The sequence below is a fragment of the Bradyrhizobium daqingense genome (assembly GCF_021044685.1).
Classification (GTDB): Bacteria; Pseudomonadota; Alphaproteobacteria; order Rhizobiales; family Xanthobacteraceae; genus Bradyrhizobium; species Bradyrhizobium daqingense.
Window position 1 is genome coordinate 7543654 of record NZ_CP088014.1, and the last position, 18960, is coordinate 7562613.

13 protein-coding genes and 1 pseudogene are annotated in these 18960 nt (G+C 58.0%); all 14 read right to left on the reverse strand.

Features of this window, described 5'->3' with window-relative positions:
* Positions 1-290: 290 nt before the first annotated feature.
* The 14 genes and pseudogenes from LPJ38_RS35865 to LPJ38_RS35935 all read right to left on the reverse strand — a co-directional run bounded on the left by LPJ38_RS35865 (position 291) and on the right by LPJ38_RS35935 (position 18580).
* Positions 291-968, reverse strand: coding sequence for a 2OG-Fe(II) oxygenase (locus tag LPJ38_RS35865; RefSeq protein WP_014497804.1), 678 nt, complete (start codon positions 966-968; stop codon positions 291-293).
* On the reverse strand, positions 953-2104 hold the full coding sequence (locus LPJ38_RS35870) for a GFA family protein (RefSeq protein ID WP_014497805.1): 1152 nt from the start codon (positions 2102-2104) through the stop codon (positions 953-955). Before LPJ38_RS35870 ends, LPJ38_RS35865 begins: the two co-directional genes overlap by 16 nt.
* 1212 nt (positions 2105-3316) lie before the next feature.
* Positions 3317-4183: an electron transfer flavoprotein subunit beta/FixA family protein gene (locus LPJ38_RS35875; protein ID WP_095424420.1), complete on the reverse strand. Its 867-nt coding sequence runs from the start codon at positions 4181-4183 to the stop codon at positions 3317-3319.
* A 517-nt stretch (positions 4184-4700) separates the two neighbouring features.
* Entirely contained in the window at positions 4701-6449 is a 1749-nt protein-coding gene (gene nifA / locus LPJ38_RS35880; protein ID WP_014497807.1) for a nif-specific transcriptional activator NifA, read from the reverse strand.
* Positions 6450-6701: 252 nt separating this feature from the next.
* The gene (locus LPJ38_RS35885; protein WP_095424421.1) at positions 6702-7538 is read right to left on the reverse strand and encodes an SDR family NAD(P)-dependent oxidoreductase; all 837 of its coding nucleotides are present in this window, start codon (positions 7536-7538) and stop codon (positions 6702-6704) included.
* Positions 7539-8266: 728 nt separating this feature from the next.
* A complete protein-coding gene (locus tag LPJ38_RS35890; RefSeq protein WP_011084832.1) occupies positions 8267-9379 on the reverse strand; it encodes a nodulation protein NodZ in 1113 nt (370 codons plus the stop codon).
* 165 nt (positions 9380-9544) lie between these two features.
* Positions 9545-11571 (reverse strand): annotated as a pseudogene (locus tag LPJ38_RS38040) (carbamoyltransferase family protein).
* A 255-nt stretch (positions 11572-11826) separates the two neighbouring features.
* The gene (locus tag LPJ38_RS35905) at positions 11827-12615 is read right to left on the reverse strand and encodes an ABC transporter permease (protein ID WP_095424422.1); all 789 of its coding nucleotides are present in this window, start codon (positions 12613-12615) and stop codon (positions 11827-11829) included.
* Between the two features lie 3 nt (positions 12616-12618).
* Positions 12619-13539 (reverse strand): nodulation factor ABC transporter ATP-binding protein NodI, encoded by a 921-nt coding sequence (nodI, locus tag LPJ38_RS35910; protein WP_011084827.1) that lies wholly within the window; start codon positions 13537-13539, stop codon positions 12619-12621.
* A gap of 1 nt (position 13540) precedes the next feature.
* Entirely contained in the window at positions 13541-15250 is a 1710-nt protein-coding gene (nodU, locus tag LPJ38_RS35915; RefSeq protein ID WP_014497812.1) for a nodulation protein NodU, read from the reverse strand.
* Between the two features lie 13 nt (positions 15251-15263).
* Complete coding sequence (gene nodS / locus LPJ38_RS35920; RefSeq protein ID WP_014497813.1) at positions 15264-15893, reverse strand: nodulation methyltransferase NodS; 630 nt, start codon at positions 15891-15893, stop codon at positions 15264-15266.
* Complete coding sequence (gene nodC, locus LPJ38_RS35925) at positions 15820-17277, reverse strand: chitooligosaccharide synthase NodC (RefSeq protein ID WP_011084824.1); 1458 nt, start codon at positions 17275-17277, stop codon at positions 15820-15822. The genes nodS and nodC overlap by 74 nt, the downstream gene beginning before the upstream one ends.
* A gap of 14 nt (positions 17278-17291) precedes the next feature.
* Positions 17292-17951, reverse strand: a complete 660-nt coding sequence (gene nodB / locus LPJ38_RS35930) for a chitooligosaccharide deacetylase NodB (RefSeq protein WP_011084823.1) — start codon at positions 17949-17951, stop codon at positions 17292-17294.
* On the reverse strand, positions 17948-18580 hold the full coding sequence (locus LPJ38_RS35935; RefSeq protein WP_011084822.1) for a NodA family N-acyltransferase: 633 nt from the start codon (positions 18578-18580) through the stop codon (positions 17948-17950). The genes nodB and LPJ38_RS35935 overlap by 4 nt, the downstream gene beginning before the upstream one ends.
* Positions 18581-18960: the final 380 nt, after the last annotated feature.

Here is an 18960-nt window from a genome sequence, read left to right on the forward strand (position 1 = left end):
CAGGCTTGTGCTGGCCTGCCTGCTGGATCATCTCGCCAAGCGCGTCCACGAACTCACGCCCGGAATTGGTAACCTCAGAACGTCGCTCATGCCCCATGAGCGAGGTCGGCCATCCGCTCAAGACGCCCAACTAGGGGCCGTCACCGGACGCGTACGATCAATGTAAGCCATCGCTTGCGACCAGACTCGTGTCGGACCTCACGAAGGACCCGCAAGATGGGAAAGCCATCAATTCCCCGGAGAGCTCGCTCAGCCCACGATTTGCAGAGACCCATACCAGGCGCGGCACGCTAGGGCCGAGCGTTAGAACCCTCGATGATCCGGCGGTTCACGCCGCTGCGTTTTGAACAGAAGTATACGAGGGATCGGCGCTCCCCGCTTGATACCGGCTTTACCTCATGCCGGACCTTACAGGTTGTGACAAGCACAGCGCCAAATGGCGGCCGGAATACGTGTTGTTCGTACCCGGTTGGATATACCACGAATTCACCGCCGTCGAAGTCTCTCGCTAGCTGCACAATCACCGAGTACTCGAAATCCGGATCACTCGCCGCATCCAAATGAATGCCGATAAAGGACCCCGGCGGCATACGATGCATCTGGCATCGGCGAACCACGTAATCTGCGGATGCTCCGAAGATCTTTCTTAGCGCGAAGCTGCGATCTCTACTTTCGAGCAGCTCCATGATCTGACCCGAAGCAGTACCACTCACGTTGCTAGGCGCGTGGCCGGGCGGGTCTACCCTCACGCGCTGGACAAAGACGCTGTGCAAGTCGCCCGCATCTCCCTCCCGCACTTCTTCTTCCGGAATCTCAGCCTGCAGCTGATCGATCCTGGCTATGTCGTCTTGAGTGAATAACATTTGCGGGGCGATTACGACGGACCCCTTTACTAGCAGCTCAATCCGGTACTTTGTCAGGACTTCTTCTGAAAGAAGACAGGATTTATCTTTCATTGCGCGCGCCATTCGAGCTCACTCCTTTGATCTTCGAAGCATGACTCCGGGTCCTGCTGCATTGACAGGAATGCTTGCTCCCAATGCGCGCCATCGAACTCAGATATTCTTAAGTGCTCGATGGTCTTTCTATCCAGACATCGGATATTTACGCTGTACCCGGAGGGATTCGACCTCGGCCTATAGAATGGCTTTACGCCACAAAGCCGGCAAAACGTGTGCCGCGCAATATTCTTGTTGAACTGGTATGTCGTGAGGAACTCTTCGCCGCACTCGATGCGCAGCTTATCGCCAGGTACGAGCAAGTGGACAAATCCAGACATTTGACAAATTGAGCAATTGCATCGAACTGCAGAGAGCTCTCGAGGTGCATTGACGTAGAATTTGATAGCGCCGCAATGACAACGGCCATGATGTTGCATCTCGGAGTGATCATCTCCCGTACGCGCCGCCGTTCCGAGCAGATCGCGACACCACTGGACGCTGAGCCGATAGGCTCGGCCGAATTCATTCAAAAAGCGATCATTAAGGCCAGGCTGCACAAGTTCACCAATCAGCCGGCCTGTCATTTCTCCGTGGTACTTCTCCGCGGGATCTTCTCCGCCGACATGGCCGCGAAAATACTCAAGATCGTCCGGCCGCGCCTTGAAGGTTTTGACCAGAGTGGTCCACAGCGACTGGATCATGTCTGCAGCATGGAGCTCAAAGGCGACCATGTAGGCGCAACGAACCAGGGGGTCTTTCGATGACAATCCGGCATAGAGAGAATGCAGGTACTGCTTCGTCCTGTCGCTATAGTTGGGCCTTATCGCTCTGCCGAGTAGTCGTGCAGCATCCTTTCTCAAGAGGTTGGAGTGAAAGTTTTCTGTCAAAAGAATATCGGGCAACGCCGCCTTGCCGCCCCGGAGAATCCCGCCATGGCCACCGGTCTCATCCCAGCAGATAAAATTCGCGACCACGCTGGTCAGTTCAATGTCCCTCCCAATGTCCCGATTTTGATGCATTGCATCGAATATGAGGTCCCTTTGCGACCCTGCCTGCAGGTACGGGAACGCCTGTGACATCGCTAGGTATTCAGGCAGCAGGCTGGCGACCTGGTCTCCGGACATCTGGGAGGCGAACGGATGCGGGCCGAACAAGGCTCGCACTCGCTCAGTCAAGTACTCGCAGGATAACTTCGGAGGCTGATCCGGTGCAAATCGAGACGCTTGAGATATCATTTGACTCCCTGCAGATGAGAAGCGAAACGGTCCTTGACGAAGCTACCTTCATGTCCGGGCCGACTATTGACCGCGCTGAGTTCATTGGCTTCAAAGGGCCTAATGTTGCGTTCACCTTTCACGCAAACTTTTGTCGTTCTCCTGGCCACGGCAGATTGCGGTCTTCTCTGTCCTGGTCATGCGCATCGAAGGGACTTCGTTCATTGAGGGAGCGGCGAGGATCCGGTTGGCTTCCAGTCCAGCAGCAATCCGATGCCGCAATGGCAGCCACGGCGAGCATGCGCGCGGAGAATCGTCTTGGATACTTCGCCGCGCATGCCATTCTGATGCTAATGCCGCATGCGCGAATGACACGCCTAGTCGCGCGGTGCAGCTTTGGCTGCCTGAGCAAATGAATGAAGCCCTCGCGGTTGCTGCTGCCGCCATTTCATCGAACCGCTGTCAACTTGGTACAGCATTGTAAAATCCAATTCGTGCCTACCGACCTCACAGGGCCTCAGGTCGTTCGTGGCATGCCGCTCGCCTGTTCTTCGCATTCGCGGTTACCCCCTCTTAATTTTTACTGGCTAACAGCAACCATCATGCCAACTCTTGAATTTGCTCCGTCAGATTCCGAAGAAGCTGGTATAACACTTGTGACCTATCCTCATAGCAAGTGCATAGCACTTGAGAGGCTGCGCACCGCCGTCAGGAACGAAACAGCGGCTGTTCACATACACACGGCTGCTGAATTGGCGGATTGCTTCAAAGGCGCCGCATAGGTTGGCTTTGCTCCTTAAAGCCAGCGACAGGGCTTTGGACGTGCAGACGGCAGCGCTAGCATGGTGACCCGGGTTGCTGACGTATTCCGTCTTTGCTCGCGACCGGTACGGAGGAAGCAATGGTCTTCCACGGTCGAACACGACAAAACGGAAGATCTGAAATATGCGCAGGCCTGTTTGGCCGTGCCCCGGCAATCCTGGGCGGCTCCGGACTCGATCGTAGCGATAACGTGCTCTACGGAACATGCGGCCTCAGCCGATGGCGAGATCGACGGATGGCATAGCAAAACTCTTATGGTAGCTTACCGCGTTGCACAACGACATGTTGCGCTCTCATCGACTCGGGTGCGAGCGTTGATACATTTCTTGGAGCGCGTTGCTAACATTGCCCGGACAGTCCAGATCGGGCGTCACGAGCAAGTGTCGCCAGATCGGTTTCGAGCTTCGGTTGATTCAAGAAGATTGCGTCTATTAGCGCCTGCGCCGGCTGCTCGGCGGACTCAACCAGCGCCGCCCTCTCGGCCCGCGCAGGGGGAGCGAACACACGTTTGACGACAGTCGGCGAGCCCTTGAGCCCACATTTGGAGATGTCTTCGACACCTGCATCTTGCGCGCTCCATTTCACGATTTTGGCTCGCGCGGCACGCAAGGCATCCGCCATCGCGCCTCGCCGAATCTGATTCGTCGCCTCAAGCATGGTGATGAGGCAGGGCAACCTAGTGTGCAGAACCTGCACACCGCCTTCCGAGCGCCGCTCCGCTTCAATTGTTTCATTGGCGACGTCCACGGATCTGACCTTCGCAACGTAAGTTAGCTGCCCTACGCCCAGTCGCTTCGCGATGCCAGGACCAACCTGCGCTGTATCGCCGTCGATGGTCTGCTTTCCCGTGAAGATGAGGTTTGCCGGACCATATTCCTTGCCAATTTTCCGGATCGCTGTTGCAAGCGCATACGTAGTGGCCAGCGTATCCGAGCCCGCAAAGCAGCGATCAGTAAGTTGGACGGCGCGATCAGCACCATAAGTCAGCGCCTTTCGCAACGACTCCTCTGCCGATGGCGGCCCCATGGTAAGCACGGTAATTTCGCCACCGAACCGATCGCGCAGCCCCAGCGCGGCCTCGAGCGCGAATAGGTCATACGGGTTGATGATGGTCGGCACTCCCTGACGCATGATTGTATTGGTCACGGGGTGCACGCGGATCTGCGCCGAGTCCGGAACTTGCTTGATGCAGACAATATTATGCAAGGTGTTGCTCCTAAAGTTACGTCAGTTGGGAAGAGAACAGCAAGTCTTGTACCATCCCCGCCGCTTGGGACCGCTCGCTGTCACAAGGCTTAACACCGGGTAGTGCGCCCTCTCTACCCCGCGCTTCCTGAAAGGGATGCCGGCACAAAGCAGGCTCGGACAGCGCTGTTTCGCAGCACCACGCTGGCAAGTGGCGGCGGGACTGCTTGCGGATTGACTGCCGCTAATCCCCTGCAGGCCCGGACCGGTCGAGGGTCATTAAGCATTGCGTTCGCCAATCCGGCTTGATTGAGATAAGGATGATAGCTCTTTGCATTTCGAGCAACCGGCGGTTCGCGATTGTGCGACTCGCAAGTGAGGCTCTCCGCCCCATCTGTCGCTGAATAGTTGAGCCCTTCTCGGGGTCGTGGCAAGCCGACGCCCCCGGCGGTCCATTCCCCTCAGATTGCTAGATTAACTACGCGGACCGTCTTCACTTATCGATTTGGCGGAATCAGTCCAGGCCGATGCGGGGCGCTCAGAACCGCTTTATCTCGATTCCGTATTTCCTCAGCGCGTAGCCGACTTGGCGCGGGGTTAGCCCGAGTAGGCGCGCTGCCTTGGCCTGCACCCAGCCAGACTTTTCCATAGCCGCAACGACCCGCTCGCGATCAGCCATTCTCGCACCACTAACGAGAACTGTGCCGGAAGGTGCCAATGAGCCCGGTTCGCAGACAGCCTGCGGCGGAGGGGCCGTTTCAGCCAGCGGGATGATGGACTTTGCAGGCACCGGTTGCATCGGTGCCGCCGGGTCTGTCTTGCCATACGATGTGCTTTTCCAAAGCGTCGTGGAAAGGCATTGGCCTTGGCTGCATGCAAAGTCACTTCTTACAATCGATGTTCCGGCACTGAGTGTCGCGGTCCGCTCGATGCAGTTCTCGAGTTCGCGGACATTTCCCGGAAATTTACAGCTCATCAGTACATCGATCGCACTCGCCTCCAGAGTAAGAGAGCGGCCGTTCTCGCTGTTAAACTTTCTGAGGAACTCTCTTGCGAGCAGCGGAATATCACTGCGTCTTTCGCGAAGCGGCGGCAACAACAAGGGAACTACGCTAATACGATAGTAGAGGTCCGCGCGGAATTCGCTCCTTGCCACAGCCTCTTCAAGGTTCCTGTTGGTCGCAGCTATCACCCGAACATCGACTTTAATCGTGTGATTGCTGCCGACGCGCTCGAACTCCTGCTCTTGCAGAACTCGCAGCAACTTCGCCTGGAACGGAGGTGAGATCTCTCCGATCTCGTCAAGAAATAGCGTCCCTTTGTCAGCAAGCTCGAAGCGCCCCTTGCGGGCGCTGACAGCACCGGTAAAGGCACCTTTCTCATGGCCAAACAATTCCGATTCCAGGACCGTCTCGGGGAGCGCCGCGCAATTCAGCTTAACGAACGGCCGCTTAGCACGAACGGACGACTCGTGAATGGCCTTGGCTACCAGCTCCTTCCCGGTACCGGATTCGCCACGCAGCAGAACCGTGCTGTTTGATCTGGCTACAACGACAATCTTCTCAAGCAGTGCGCTCAGCGCCGGGCTGTCGCCAATGATCCCGTGTGCCTGAAGCTGCTTGCGCTCGCGAGCGGGCGGCCCACGATCAACTGTCTGTTTCTCTAGCCGGTCCTTGTCCACCAACGATTGTTCGCGATCGCCGGCGAACAAGCGATGTAACTTGATCGTTTGTCCTATCACGTTCGCGACCATGGCGAGCAGCCGCGCATCGTACTCGAGAAGACTTGAACTGCCTTCCGGGATACGGTCGATCGTCAGCGTACCAACGACCGTCGAATCAACGCGAATCGGGACCCCGATGAACGCTACCGGTATACTATCAGAGGCGCCGAGAACCTCCCGGTCGGCAGCGCTGAAGGCCGTCTCGGCGGCTACATTCTCGACCATAAGAGACCTGCCTGTCGCTACGATCTCGTGGATTGCTTTCTGCGGCACGCACGTCCGGTAACGTTCGTCAGTGCCTTCGCTCCAGCCGGCGCCAACTGTAAGTTCTGGAACGCCGTCATCGTTGAACAGCGAGACGAGGCCGTGTCGCATCTGCACAAACGATTGCAGAAGACCGAGAACGTTGGCCAAGGTGACTTCGAGCCGGCCGGGAGCATTTAGTATTTTCGATATTTCGTAGATGCCGGCCAGCGCGCTCTCATGCGACGGCTCCCCCGGGGGGGCACGCTCCGGTTCCGGCTGCGAGGCAGGTCTTTCGCTCGAGGAGGGGATATGCAGCATAAGCCTGTCTCCGTTTCCTTGATCATCCTCCCTGGACCCATGTCCGGATTGGCGAGGTTCGTTTTGCATGTCACTCTCGATCTAGCGCCAAGTGTTGACGAGATGACATCGAACCGTGACACTTTTTCATGGCACGACAGTAAACTTGCCGTGTGCCTTCGATTCATTTTCTGTTGATTGTATGCGCGTGGTCAGCGGAGAACGTGAGTCCGTTGGGAAGCTCAAGTCAGCTTCGCCGCCGGGCCGGCCGCTTCACAGATGCTGGCCACCGTTGATCGGCACCTCGGCACCCGTAACATAGCTCGCCGCATCCGAGCATAGGAATAAGATGACCTTGGCCACTTCGTCCGGAGTACCCACTCTGCGCAGCGGGATACTTGCCACGACGCGCGCTTCCGCGTCGGGCGACAGCATGTCGGTCCTGATTTCGCCGGGCGCGATCGCATTGACGCGAATGCCATGCGGCGCATAGTCGTGGGCCAATTCGCGTGTGAGGCTCGCAAGCGCAGCTTTCGAGGTCGCATAGGCGCTACCGGCGAATGGGTGCACCCGCGAGCCCGCGATTGAAGTCACATTCACGATCGATCCTGACGCGGCTCTTAGCTCATCAAACAAACCCTGCGCCAGCAGGATCGGAGCCACCAGATTAAGATGAAAGACCCTCATCCAGGTATCGGTTGAGGTGGTCAACGATGTCATCCGATCGCCTGTGGGCGTTTTCGGCGACACACCCGCATTATTCACCAGCGCGTGCAAGGGCGCACCGGCCAAGCGTTTCTTAACCTCGGTGATTGCGCGCGGCAGCATTCGATGATCGCCGAGGTCGACCTGGAAATGATCGTCATTCCCAGCCTCCCAGGGGCATCGCTCGCCGTCGAACGGTTGGCGTGCGCAAGAAATGATGCGCCAGCCTGCCTCCGAGAATAGCTTGGCAGTGGCATGGCCAATTCCGCGCGATGCGCCGGTGAGTAACATCACCTTCGGTTCTCCACGATCAACGCGCGCATTAACGGCGTCAACGAGGCGATCCAAATGTGCTTCGGGCAGCGGACCTCGGATCAGATTGTCATTTGGCAGATCGAGACCCACGGCCGCCTCCTCTACTTTTGCGCCCGCGCACGCGTAGCAGGATTTGCGCCACTGCGATGTACGTAAATGCGCTTCCGTTTTGCGTCCTAATGTCGCGCACGCGGAATGCTTGGCGCATTCAAGACAGCGGAGGTGAGCTTTCTGACAGCGATGGTGACTCTGCTACGTAAGTTCGCGAGCACTCGCCCGCTTCATGAAAGGGCTACCCAGCCCGCGTTCGCTTTCACGATCGCACAACCGTACGAGCCTGCGGCTGGCCGGCGCCTCTCGTCGAAGTCGAAAAATGCCCGGGGATAACGGCCACGGCCATTAGCCGCCCCAACATAAAACTGATGTACCAAGCTTGCACGTTAGATTCGTCGGCGGCCACTTTTGATCTATCGCGCCATGCTCTGAGCGGCACTGGATTTCGCGGCGCTAGTTCCAAGCATGAGCTGGCGAGCTGAAATGTTCATCCGTGATTGAGCGTTGTTTAGCTTCCGTCTGCGGCCCGCCCGAAGCGAAGACGAAGGCGTGCTCCTTCTGTAAAACGCAGCGGCACTTTAGGGCCGTTGTTGTCGAAGCCGCGCCTTAGCCGAACGCATTCGGCCGCGGCTTCGTTCTCTTCGCCCCTGGAACGTTGCGGCAATGACAGCCCGCGGGCCAGAAAATCGTCGCCCGGAGAAGAACTTCCACGGCTATCGGACGTAAAGAGCGGCGGTGAGATCGATCACGCGGGTTTGCGACTTTCACGAAGCCATAAGCGCTTGCGAGTTGTCTTCAATCAGGATCAACCGGCCCGGATCGTTCAAATCGAATTCTATAACGCGTGGGGCGAAAAGACGCGCATAGCGCGTAAAAGCGCTCGTTGGCGGAAAACGGATCACCGTGTCGCAGCGGGCAAGGAGATACATCTCGGTGAGGGCAGAAAAGCCGCCTTCAGCTCCGAGGGCGGGATGGTGCAATGGGCCCGCTTGAGGCGCCTGGAACTGCTTTGGAATCGCGAAGACATCGGGAAATTTAACCGAAACCTGCTCGAGGACGAGCGCACTGTCCGTGCACAGGAACGCCCTCACAGGTTTTGCGTGGGATAAACTCCTGGCCTCATCAATGGCATTGTAGATCTGCCGCAAGGCGCGCTCCGTGTCCGCCCAGTAAGGGGCATGCCCCATAATATCTTCGCCATTGCCATGCCGGACATGAATGCCGATTACGCTGTACGGCTCAAAGTGCTCGCGGTAGATAGCATCAATCCGGGCCTGAATTTCAGGCCGCGGCTTAATACTCCGGAAGATTTCGCGTTCCGCTTCCTGATCGCAGCGCCACATCAGGCAGGCATCACACACAACCGTGTTAGCGTCACTATCTCTCTGACTTTGGAACAGTTGATCGAGTTGATCGCGTTCCCTGAAAATCTGCTCGTCCGGTCGATAGATGCAATCGAAAGATGGCTTGTTCCACCATGTTGGAAAGAATGGTCCTGGAAACGAACGCGTATTGATGTCGTCATCGCAAATTACTCGCACTCCGCCAATGTCTTCAACCGGTTCGAAGAAGACTGGAAAGGCATTGGTGAATGGTTCATCAAGATAACAAGATCCCCGCCAATCAATGGCTAGCGTCCGTCCTGTCTGCTTTGCAAATCGCCAGGCTGCCGCGAGTGACCACAGACAGTCGCCAAACCCCGTACGTCGCCGGGACACTACGAACCGATCATTGCTCGAACCGCTAACCATCTGCCTTGCCTTTTCGCGCGCTCCTGGTTGGACAAGAGACGTCAGTACAGACGTCTCGCGTATCTTCTCGCCCGGCGTCACGGCCTGAAATCGCGGTGCCGGCGAGCTGCATCGGTAGAACTTCATAGCAGGGCTATCCGTGACGGGCCGCGTTCTCTCAATACGATCGTCCTTTCTTCAACGGTGTTGCATCGACCTGCCCGAAGCCCGATGCCCGATGCCCCGCTCTGCATCGGATGGCCTGGTCCCCTCACATGCACGCATGGGCGTGGCCATGCGCATGAGTCATGGCTATGTTCCGCTTTGTACATTATCGTGACGGCAAGCCGCGTGCAGCGGATGCAGGCGAACGCCCCGAAGCTCCCATACGAGCCGCAATTCCTTCACAAGATCTTCACGCTTGGCCTGGTCCAGCAGGGCTGTGTCGAAAAGCGACCCGAGCGACGCCTCGCCCTCGATTCGCATCAAGATCTCGAAAAGCTCAGGTGAGATACGCATACTAGAGTGGGCGGAATGTCCCATGCGGATCTCGCAGACCGTTTCCTGCCGATCTGGCGCTATGTGGGAGCGAACACGATGAAGGGATGCGTACGGCGGCAATGACGCAGCCAGCGCACTCCAATCCTGCAGTGATGCTGGCCGCTTCCTGACGAGGAACGGCCCAACAACAAGTCCGTCCAGATCAGTCGTCAAAAACGTGGTGATCGCATCTGACACGGACTGCACGATCGGCTCGGCATTGTTGTTAAATGAGGTATTTAGAAGAATCGGAAGGCTCGTTCGCTTCTTGAACGCATTAATGACGTCCCAGTAGGCGGGGTTTGTCTTGCGCGATACGGTCTGCAGCCGAGCCGTCCCATCAACGTGCGTGATCGCACCGAGCACGTTACCCTTGGCTTCACGCACGCGAACTACGAAGTTCATGAAGGGGAGCTGCCGCGTGCCGTCGGGGAGCTCAAAGAACTCGCTCGCATCCTCCTCTAATGCAGATGGCGCAAAGGGGCGATAGCTCTCGCGCTTCTTGACCACCGCGTTGATGCGATCCTTGTTTTCCGCAGGCCGCGGGTCCGCTAGAATGCTGCGGTTACCAAGCGCACGTGGGCCGAACTCAGAGCGCCCCTGAACCCAGCCGATTACAGCGCCATTTGCCATCCAGTCCGCCGCACTGGATGCTATGTCATCACTTCGTTGAATGTCGAGGTGGCCTGACCATGCGTTGAGCTCAAGCTCTGTGGCTTGCTCGTTCCCAAGATCGGGCCCCCAATAAACGTCCGGCAGTCGCTCGCGCGGCGCTGGCCTGCCTAGCTCGCTTGATACCATTAATGCAGCGCCGAGTGCGCAACCGGCGTCGTGCGCCGCGGGTTGAACAAAGATGTCGTCAAATAGCCCGGAATAAAGCAGCTTACCGTTCAGCGTGCAATTATGGGCCACCCCGCCAGCTAGGCACAGGCGTGTCATGCCCGTCGCTTTACGATGGTGCCGCAGGGTGTGAAACACGATCCGCTCCAGCGCTTCCTGCAGCGACGCGCTGACATCTCGATGCTGTTGGGTGAATGGCATTCCCTTTCGCCGAACCTGGATGTTGCGCAAAAGGGCTGGTCCGATTCGATCCAGGTGAACGCGATAGCCACCGCTGTCCAACAACTCGTAGAACTGCGCGAAGAGCTCGCGATAGCGATCGGGATCACCATACGGTGCAAGCCCCATCACTTTGTATTCGTCGAACATCCCGCAGCCGAGATATCGGATCGTCTCGAGATAGAACAGCCCAAGAGAGTTGTGTTCCGGGAAACTTACAAGCTGCGCAATTACGGTCCCGGACCCTACCGCCATTAAGCCTGAGAGAAAATCGCCCCCGCCGTCGATCGCAAACACCAGACTTTGCTCGAACCCGGACATGGCAAACGCGCTCACGGCATGTACTTCGTGGTGATTCACGAAGGAAACCCGGACGGATCGATCTCGGCCCCGAATTCCCGTGCCAACAGCTGCCGCAGCAACAGTTTGGGGTCCAACGGAACGGGCTGAGAAACAGAAAGGCGCTCGAGCATGGCTTTGCAGTAAGCTTCAGTCGCGTAGAACGCGATACGGTCGATGTCGCCGAGCTCGACTCCTGCGGTAGAAAGGCAGTATCGGATCGAATTGCTGGGGAACTTGTTGGAGTGCTTGACGCGGTTGAGGCGCTCCTCTTCGACAGCAGCAATTACGCGGCCGTCCTGCACAAGTACCGCAGCGCCATCGTGAAGAAATGTATTCGGCAGCTCCGGAGAGCTTTCATAGATTCTGTCAAGGCCGCCACTCAGTCCTATGCTCAACATCCCGTTCTCCATGGAAGGCCATGCCGTCCCACCGATCTAATCTGTACAGTCACGCGCAGCCGGTGCGCGTGCCAGGCAGCACAACACGACTTTGCAAGGTCCGATCGGCCGAACAGGCGGCCGTAGAGCTGGCTCGATCGCGGCTTCTCAAGGCCGTTTCACAAGCTGCTCTGACAGACCAGGTCACTCGCGAGCTACCGCGGAACGCATCATGACACTGCATCGCTTTGACTTCTCCGTTTCGCTGAACTCACGTCAACGCAGCAGGCGGCGCCGAAATAACGCGATCGACGCGAAAAAGGGCAAGACCGCGTAAACGCAGAGCGCGCCTACGTGTAGGGCGGCATTGTCGGCGCCGCGCTCAAGCATCACTGAGCGAATAAGTTCGACCGAATGTGCCAGCGGCAACAAGCCGGCAAAGTGCTGAAATGAGTCGGGCATTTGGCTCGTCGGAAAGACCGCGCCACACAAGAACACCATGGGCGTAAGGACGAGCGACTGGTAAAACACGAAGTAATCGTAAGTTGGCGCAAGAGATATGACGACCATTGCCAGGCTGGCGAAGACAAGGCCCGTAAGGGCGATTGTCGGTATCGCACAAAGAACCGACGTCCAGGATGCATAACCCAGGGTGGCAGCGACAATCCCGATTGCTGTCCCGGCTAGAACGGACTTACTGGCCGCCCACACCAACTCACCTAGAACGATATCGCCAAGCGTGAGCTGTGTGAACAAAATTCCCTCCCAGGTGCGCTTGACATCCATCCGAGCAAAGGCTGCGTACAGAGTTTCAAAGGTCGCGGATGTCATAGCGCTAATCGCGACCATACCCGCCGCCAAAAACGCAATGTACGAAGTCCCCTCAACCCGTCCCACAATGAGTCCGAGCCCAAAGCCAAGGCCAAACAGATTGGTTATGGGATCTGCGAGGTTGCCGAGAAGCGATGCAAGCGCGACTTTCCTCCATGCCAAGTAATTTCGACGCCATACCGCGGTCCAATTGTACGCATTAGCCGGCATGACCGACGCATAACCATCATCCATCGCTCATTTCTCCATCTCGCGCCCGGTCAACCGCAAAAACACGTCTTCGAGATTCGGGGGGCGCTGCAGAACGCGAAGGTCCGTTCGCCCGCGCAGGTGCACGCTGATTTCGTCCGGACATCGCGCGTAACAAAAAAGCGTCTCTCCACTCACTTCGATATGCCGCGCATACGGCCTGATCAGCTCCCGGAGTTGATCTAGATCACCGCCATAGATCTCGATCACGTTGCAGCCGATATGCTCGTCGATCAAGGCGTCTGGCTTGCCTTCGGCGATTTTGCATCCACTCTCAAGCACGCATAGCCGATCGCAAAGGCGTTCGGCCTCTTCCATGAAGTGAGTGGTCAAGAGGATCGTCTTGCCGCGCGCAAGAAGAGCCCGCAGGCGTTCCCAGATCAGGTGGCGAGCATGCGGATCGAGCCCCGTCGTCGGCTCGTCCATCACGAGTAGATGTGGATCATTGATCAGAGCGCGCGCCAGCGTCAGCCGCCGCTTCATACCACCGGACAAAAGGGAGACGCGCACGTCCGCCTTGCTTTCAAGCCGCGCAAACTCAAGCAACGAGGGCACAACCGCTTCGATCGTGCGAGCGCTCATGCCGAAATAGCGGCCAAACACAAGCAGGTTCTCCCGCACGGTGAACTCGGGCTCAAGGTTATCGAACTGCGGCACCACGCCTACGCGCACGCGCGCCGCACGAGCGCGGGAAGGCACAGGCTCATCGAGGACCGTAATCTTGCCTCGATCGGGGGAAATCATGCCGAGGAGCATGCGTGCAATCGTACTTTTGCCAGCTCCATTTGGCCCAAGCAGCCCGAAGCACTCTCCGCGCGCAACCGAGAACGACAGGTCATTGACGATAACCTTGTCCCCGAATGACTTTCTCACGCCGACAAGGTCGATCGCCATATTGGACATGTTCATCTTAGGCTGACAGAAGTCGTTCCGTAGGCGATGACTTCTTGATGACCGTTTTGCTCCAGAGCATGCCCTCGCACCACACATGCTCGACGCGCCCCCATTGGCATGCCGCCGCAGCATCGGGAAAGAATCCCCGTCCATGGAGGTTGGCGCTCGTGGTGCAGAGCAGCGGAATGCCGGTGAGTTGCTCAAATTCGATGAGAAGCGCAGCAATTTTGTGAGGAGAGTTGCGGGAAATTGTCTGCAGCCGCGCCGAGCCGTCGAGATGTACCACTGCCGGGATCTTGTCGCGCCAATTCGCCCGGGTTTGGTGATCGAATAGCATGTAAGGATCTGGCGTACCCGGGCTGAAGATCTCCGGCGCACGATCTTCCAGACAGATCGGCACCACCGGCCGGAAGTGTTCGCGCCGTTTGATGTCGTTGAGATGATCCTTCATCTCCGGGGACGTTGGGGCCGCAAGAATGCTTCTACCGCCCAACGCCCGCGGCCCGAGCCCGGCACACCCGGAAAGAAAGATGACGGGCTTGTTGTCAGCAAGAATCGAGGCAAGTTCAGGCAGACTGCACGGCGCCGCCTCCCAGTCCGGCGGAACCTCGCTCTCCTGCAGGGCGGGGCCACTGTAAACTGACCATTCCAACGGCTCGAAGCCATCTTGCGCTGCCATAGCGCCGCACGCCGCGCCGATTGCCGAGCCACTGTCATTTGGAAACGGCGGCACCCAGACATCATCGAATAATCCGGTCGCGCGAAGCGCGCTGTTCCATTTGATGTTGAGACCGCAACCTCCGGCGATGCATAGATTTCGCGCTCCCGGAAGCGACGAGTGCCGTAGCAGAACCATCGCGATCTCCTTAACGAGAAGACGTTCCAGAAACACATGAAACGACGCGAGGACGTCCTCCGCGCGCTTGGCCTTCAGGCGCAATGCGCTTGACTCGAAGAAGTCGTGAATAACTGCGAGAGACGCTTCCGCATTGTTGATGTTTTCGCGGTAGCGACGAGCCTGCTCCGTGTCAGCCGCTGAGCGCGTTTCATAAAGCTCCTGGAACACTTCCACGATGCTTTCGTCCACGGAACCAAGCTCGATGTAGGCCATCAGCTTGCCAGCAATGCCCAAATCCCAACTGGAGCGGTTCGGCTGCCGGTATGGGCCGAAGTGAAGGCCCGCGGCGGCATAGGCATGGCCAATCATCGGAAACAGCGATCCGATGAGCCGCGCGCCCTGGGGCTCGACATAGTAAAGGCGTGGAAAGATACAGCCGTCCCATACCAGACACAACGCGGGTTTCCCCGCGCTGGCGAAAGGACTGGTGCTATATGCTGAGGCGACATGGCCCGTGACATGCGGGTAGCTCTTATATGGAAACTCCTCGCCTCCGAGGAGGAGGCCATAGCCGTCGACGGAATCAAGGAGGCCCTCAGCATGACGCTCGACATATGGCGCGCCTTTTAGCGCGACCGGCACCGCTCCGCTTAGGAGCTGGAACTGCGATTCATTCTCCCCGTCCCAGCCATCAATCACGAACTGATCGATGTCGCGCGGATTCAGGCCATGCTCCGCCAAGGCGAAGACGACTGCATCGAGATTGTCGACGGACTGATAGCGAGGACCATTGCCGCGCTTCTCTTGCTCGACGCAAAAAAGACGCCGACCGTCCTCGACGACAGCAATTGCTCCGTCATGTGTCAACTTTATTCCGCAGATGCGCATACGTCCTCCTGGCCTAATGACCGGCGTTTGATTGTGCCGACGCGCCGCCCGGCTTCAGAAACCGGACGATCAAGCAGTCTTCGCTCGCCGACCCGGTGCAGCAGTGCCGGCGCTCGATCTCTGATAGGCTCTCATTGAAGAGAGCGATCACCGTCTCAGCACCGGCAGCATGCCCCCAGCGTTGACATATTTCATCACGCGCAGACCCGAAAATGAGAGTCTCATCTGGCGCAAGCATACTCACCAGGTTGCGGATAGCCGCATGCATCTCGACGACGTCCCTGAGGTAGTAAAGAACCTCAGCCACGACAATCAAATCGAATTGCTCAGTGGTCGAGAACCGCTGAATGTCGCAGGTCACCCAACTAATATGTGACCATTTCCCGGTCCGCAGTCGCGTTCGCTCGATTGCCTGCGGCATGACATCCACGACCGTAAGTCGCTCGCATAGCGGCGCCAGCATCTCCGTGAATGCACCGGCTGCACATCCTACTTCGAGCGCAGACGCCGCATCTCCGTCGCGGCGCGACATCCGGAGCATTTGCGCGTATCGCTGCTGCTCGAACGCACTAGTGTCGAGGCGCCACGGGTCGTCGACAGCCAACTCTCGCTCTAATAACTGATGGTTTTCGTCCTGAGTCATCAGCCGACCACTTATTTGTAGACAGTCGAACGATCGCGACCGGAAACACTCTCCGTCGCCGCCAGGCTCGATGGAGGCTGCGATAACGCCGCCTTACGAATAGGAGCAGGCGCCCCCCTACACCAGCAGGACTTCGTCCGGCATTCGGGTGCAGGATGACAGGCTGTTTCCCCTCTTCCGTCGGCATATCGGTGACTTTCCGAGATAGCCAATCGCTATTGCTCAATGTACAAAGCGCATAGGCCTTCAAAGGCAGTAAGAGACAGATATTGATCGGCGTGTGGAGCGAGAAGCCGATAAACCGCAGCTCGCGGGCACGAAGCGCTGCCACACAGCACCGGACCGTAGTCATTGCAGCAATCGTCAATCCCGTCCACCAGGGTATAGAGCCATCGATCAGGAGCTGTGCGAGCGCAGCAAGTGATGAAATGGCGAGGAGCAATGGGCCGAGATTTTGCCCGATAACGTCTAGCGTCAAATAACCATCGAGCTCTGGCAGCAGGCGCCAAGCAAGAAACGTATCTCGAAAGGTACTTCGCGCCCAGCGGAGTTGCTGTCGTAGATATGGCCGAAGACTGTGCGGGACGACTGTGGCTGCTATGGCGTCCGGAACGTATTCGGTTCGAAACCCCGCCTTGAGCATGAGTATCGTTAGGTGGCGGTCCTCGCCGAAATCGCTCGGCTTCCCACGAAAGAATTGGGCTTCATATTGATCAAGAAGCAAGGCGAGCGCGGAACGCCGATACATGGCACATGGGCCGCAGCAACACATGACGGCACCGAAGCGCGCCTGTGCCGCGCGCTCTTCGTTGCACGCGAGCCAATATTCCATGTCGATCAGCCTGGTCAGCCAGGTCTGGTTGCGATTGCTCGCGATCAGCTGACCCATGGCCGCACCGATTCCCGGGTCATGCATCTTCAATACAAGCTTCGTGACGACGTCGGCAGCAAGTATCGTATCGGAATCGACGTTGAGAACCAGATCACCGGATGAGCTGCGTATCGCTGCGATCTGCGCCTTGCGCTTTCCCACATTGTTCGCCAACAAGATAAAACTGAATCTCGGATCGCTCGCATATATCCGGTGTACAGGCGCGACAACGTCGCGGTTTGCCGATCCGTCATCGACCACATATACCTGCATCTTTCCGGCGTAGTCTTGACTGGCAATCGACTCCAGACATTCGGCGAGTGTGTTCGGATTCTCGTTGAAGCACGGCACGATCACGTCCACAGCAGGAACGACCACCTCGGCTTGTCCAAGGTTGTCCAGCGATGAGTTGATCGCCGGCTGAGCATAAAGCGCTTGCACGCTCTTATAGATCGTCGATAGGAGCGCATAAGATGAAACGGCGGCAGCACTGGTCGTCGCGAGCAGGTCCATGGGGTGTCGTTTTTTCAGTGGAGTTGAGGGAGTGGACGGATTACAAACCCGCGCCGTTGTAGTGCTGGAATGAGATATGCCAGCGCCGTCCTGGTCTGATCGCGCAGCGTAGAGCCACTGGGCAATCCCTCCTCATCGGGAGGATATCCGTCGTGCAGGAGCACAATTGCACCCGGGCGTACGTTCGCCAGTACGGAATTCACAATTGCATCAACCCCGGGGCGGGACCAATCTCTAGGGTCGACCGACCAGTGCAGAGCCGTGAGACCAGCGCTCGCCGCCACTGCGAGCACATCTCGCGTCCATATGCCGTAAGGCGCTCGCATATGCCTGGGCGAGGCCAGCGGGCACGCCAGACGGATGGCTTCGCTCGCCGTCAGCACCTCGTCGTGTAGCTCCGTAGGTCCGCATCTGGATAGATCAGGATGGGTCATCGTATGGTTCGCAACCTCATGCCCTTCCGCAATCATTCGTCGGATGAGTTCAGGATGCTCCGTCGCGTACGTCCCGATGACGAAGAATGTCGCGGGGACCCGATGTTGCGCCAGGACATCGAGCACCTCTGGCGTACAAAATGGATTTGGCCCATCGTCAAAGGTCAAATGGACAGCTCGACTTCCGCCCGCGTCAGCGTAGTCGCAGCGGACAGTAGATAGGGTGGAACGCTCTGTCACAACTCAGGCCCGTTACGATCGATGACAGTCCCGGCCGGCCATTCGCTTATCGAGCGTCCGACCGGAAACACCACGACGATCACGTCTTCGATGCGCGTCGGCGATAAATTTGGATAGACATCCGGCAAGGTGGAGCGGACGCGAATGCCACGCATCAGGGTGGCGAGCCCCTGCCTTTCGACCAGTCGGGTCAAATGTTTTTCGAGGGCCGAGCGAACCGCGCCAAATCCGAATGGAACGCCGAGCTCCTGGAGTGCGGGATACATCACGCGCATTGCGTGGCCTATCCCGTGCCCCTCGAGATCGGGGCGCACCGCATACAACCCCAGTTCGGCCACAGGGAGATCGACTTCACCAACTTTGATGAAGCGGCGCAGTAGCCCGATGTGAGCCGCTACCCCGCGCGCGTCGTAACCAATTACGCGGAGCTCGGGTCTTGCTCCAGCCCAACTTCGGCTCCGCTCAAACGGCTGCGCATTGAACGCACCCGTCGGTCCGTAACTCTTGCGGAAGAACTCCGCGAGCTCGGCATGATCGGCGAGCTGCAGTTCACTTTCCCAACGAAGGCTCCACTGCACTTGAGCGCGCCCAGAAGATCCTTCCGCAGTCGGGGAGACGGCAATGTTCATGGCGAGCTTCCTTGCGCCGGTGGAATGAAGAGCGGGGATGGTCACGTCAATTCGCTATTCGCCGAACCGCCGATGAATGCTGAGATGCGCCGCCATGCTCTGTCGGAGCTCGGCACTGCTCGCCTACTCCGCGCCGCTGGCCTTTGCGCGACGGAGCGATCGCTTGATTGCACCCTCGTGCGGTTGATGCCGCGCTCACGATAACTCGGAAGCTGCCGACGAGGCGGTTGGGCTAGCCAGAACCTGTCTGCACCAGCGAGCTTTTGTGCCTGCAGTCGCATCGCCCTCCGGCGCTTTGACGTCTGAGGGCCGGCCATCGGCGCGCAAGCCTCATCGATGGCGCATCGGAGCGGCATCAGATCACACTGGCTTTTATACAT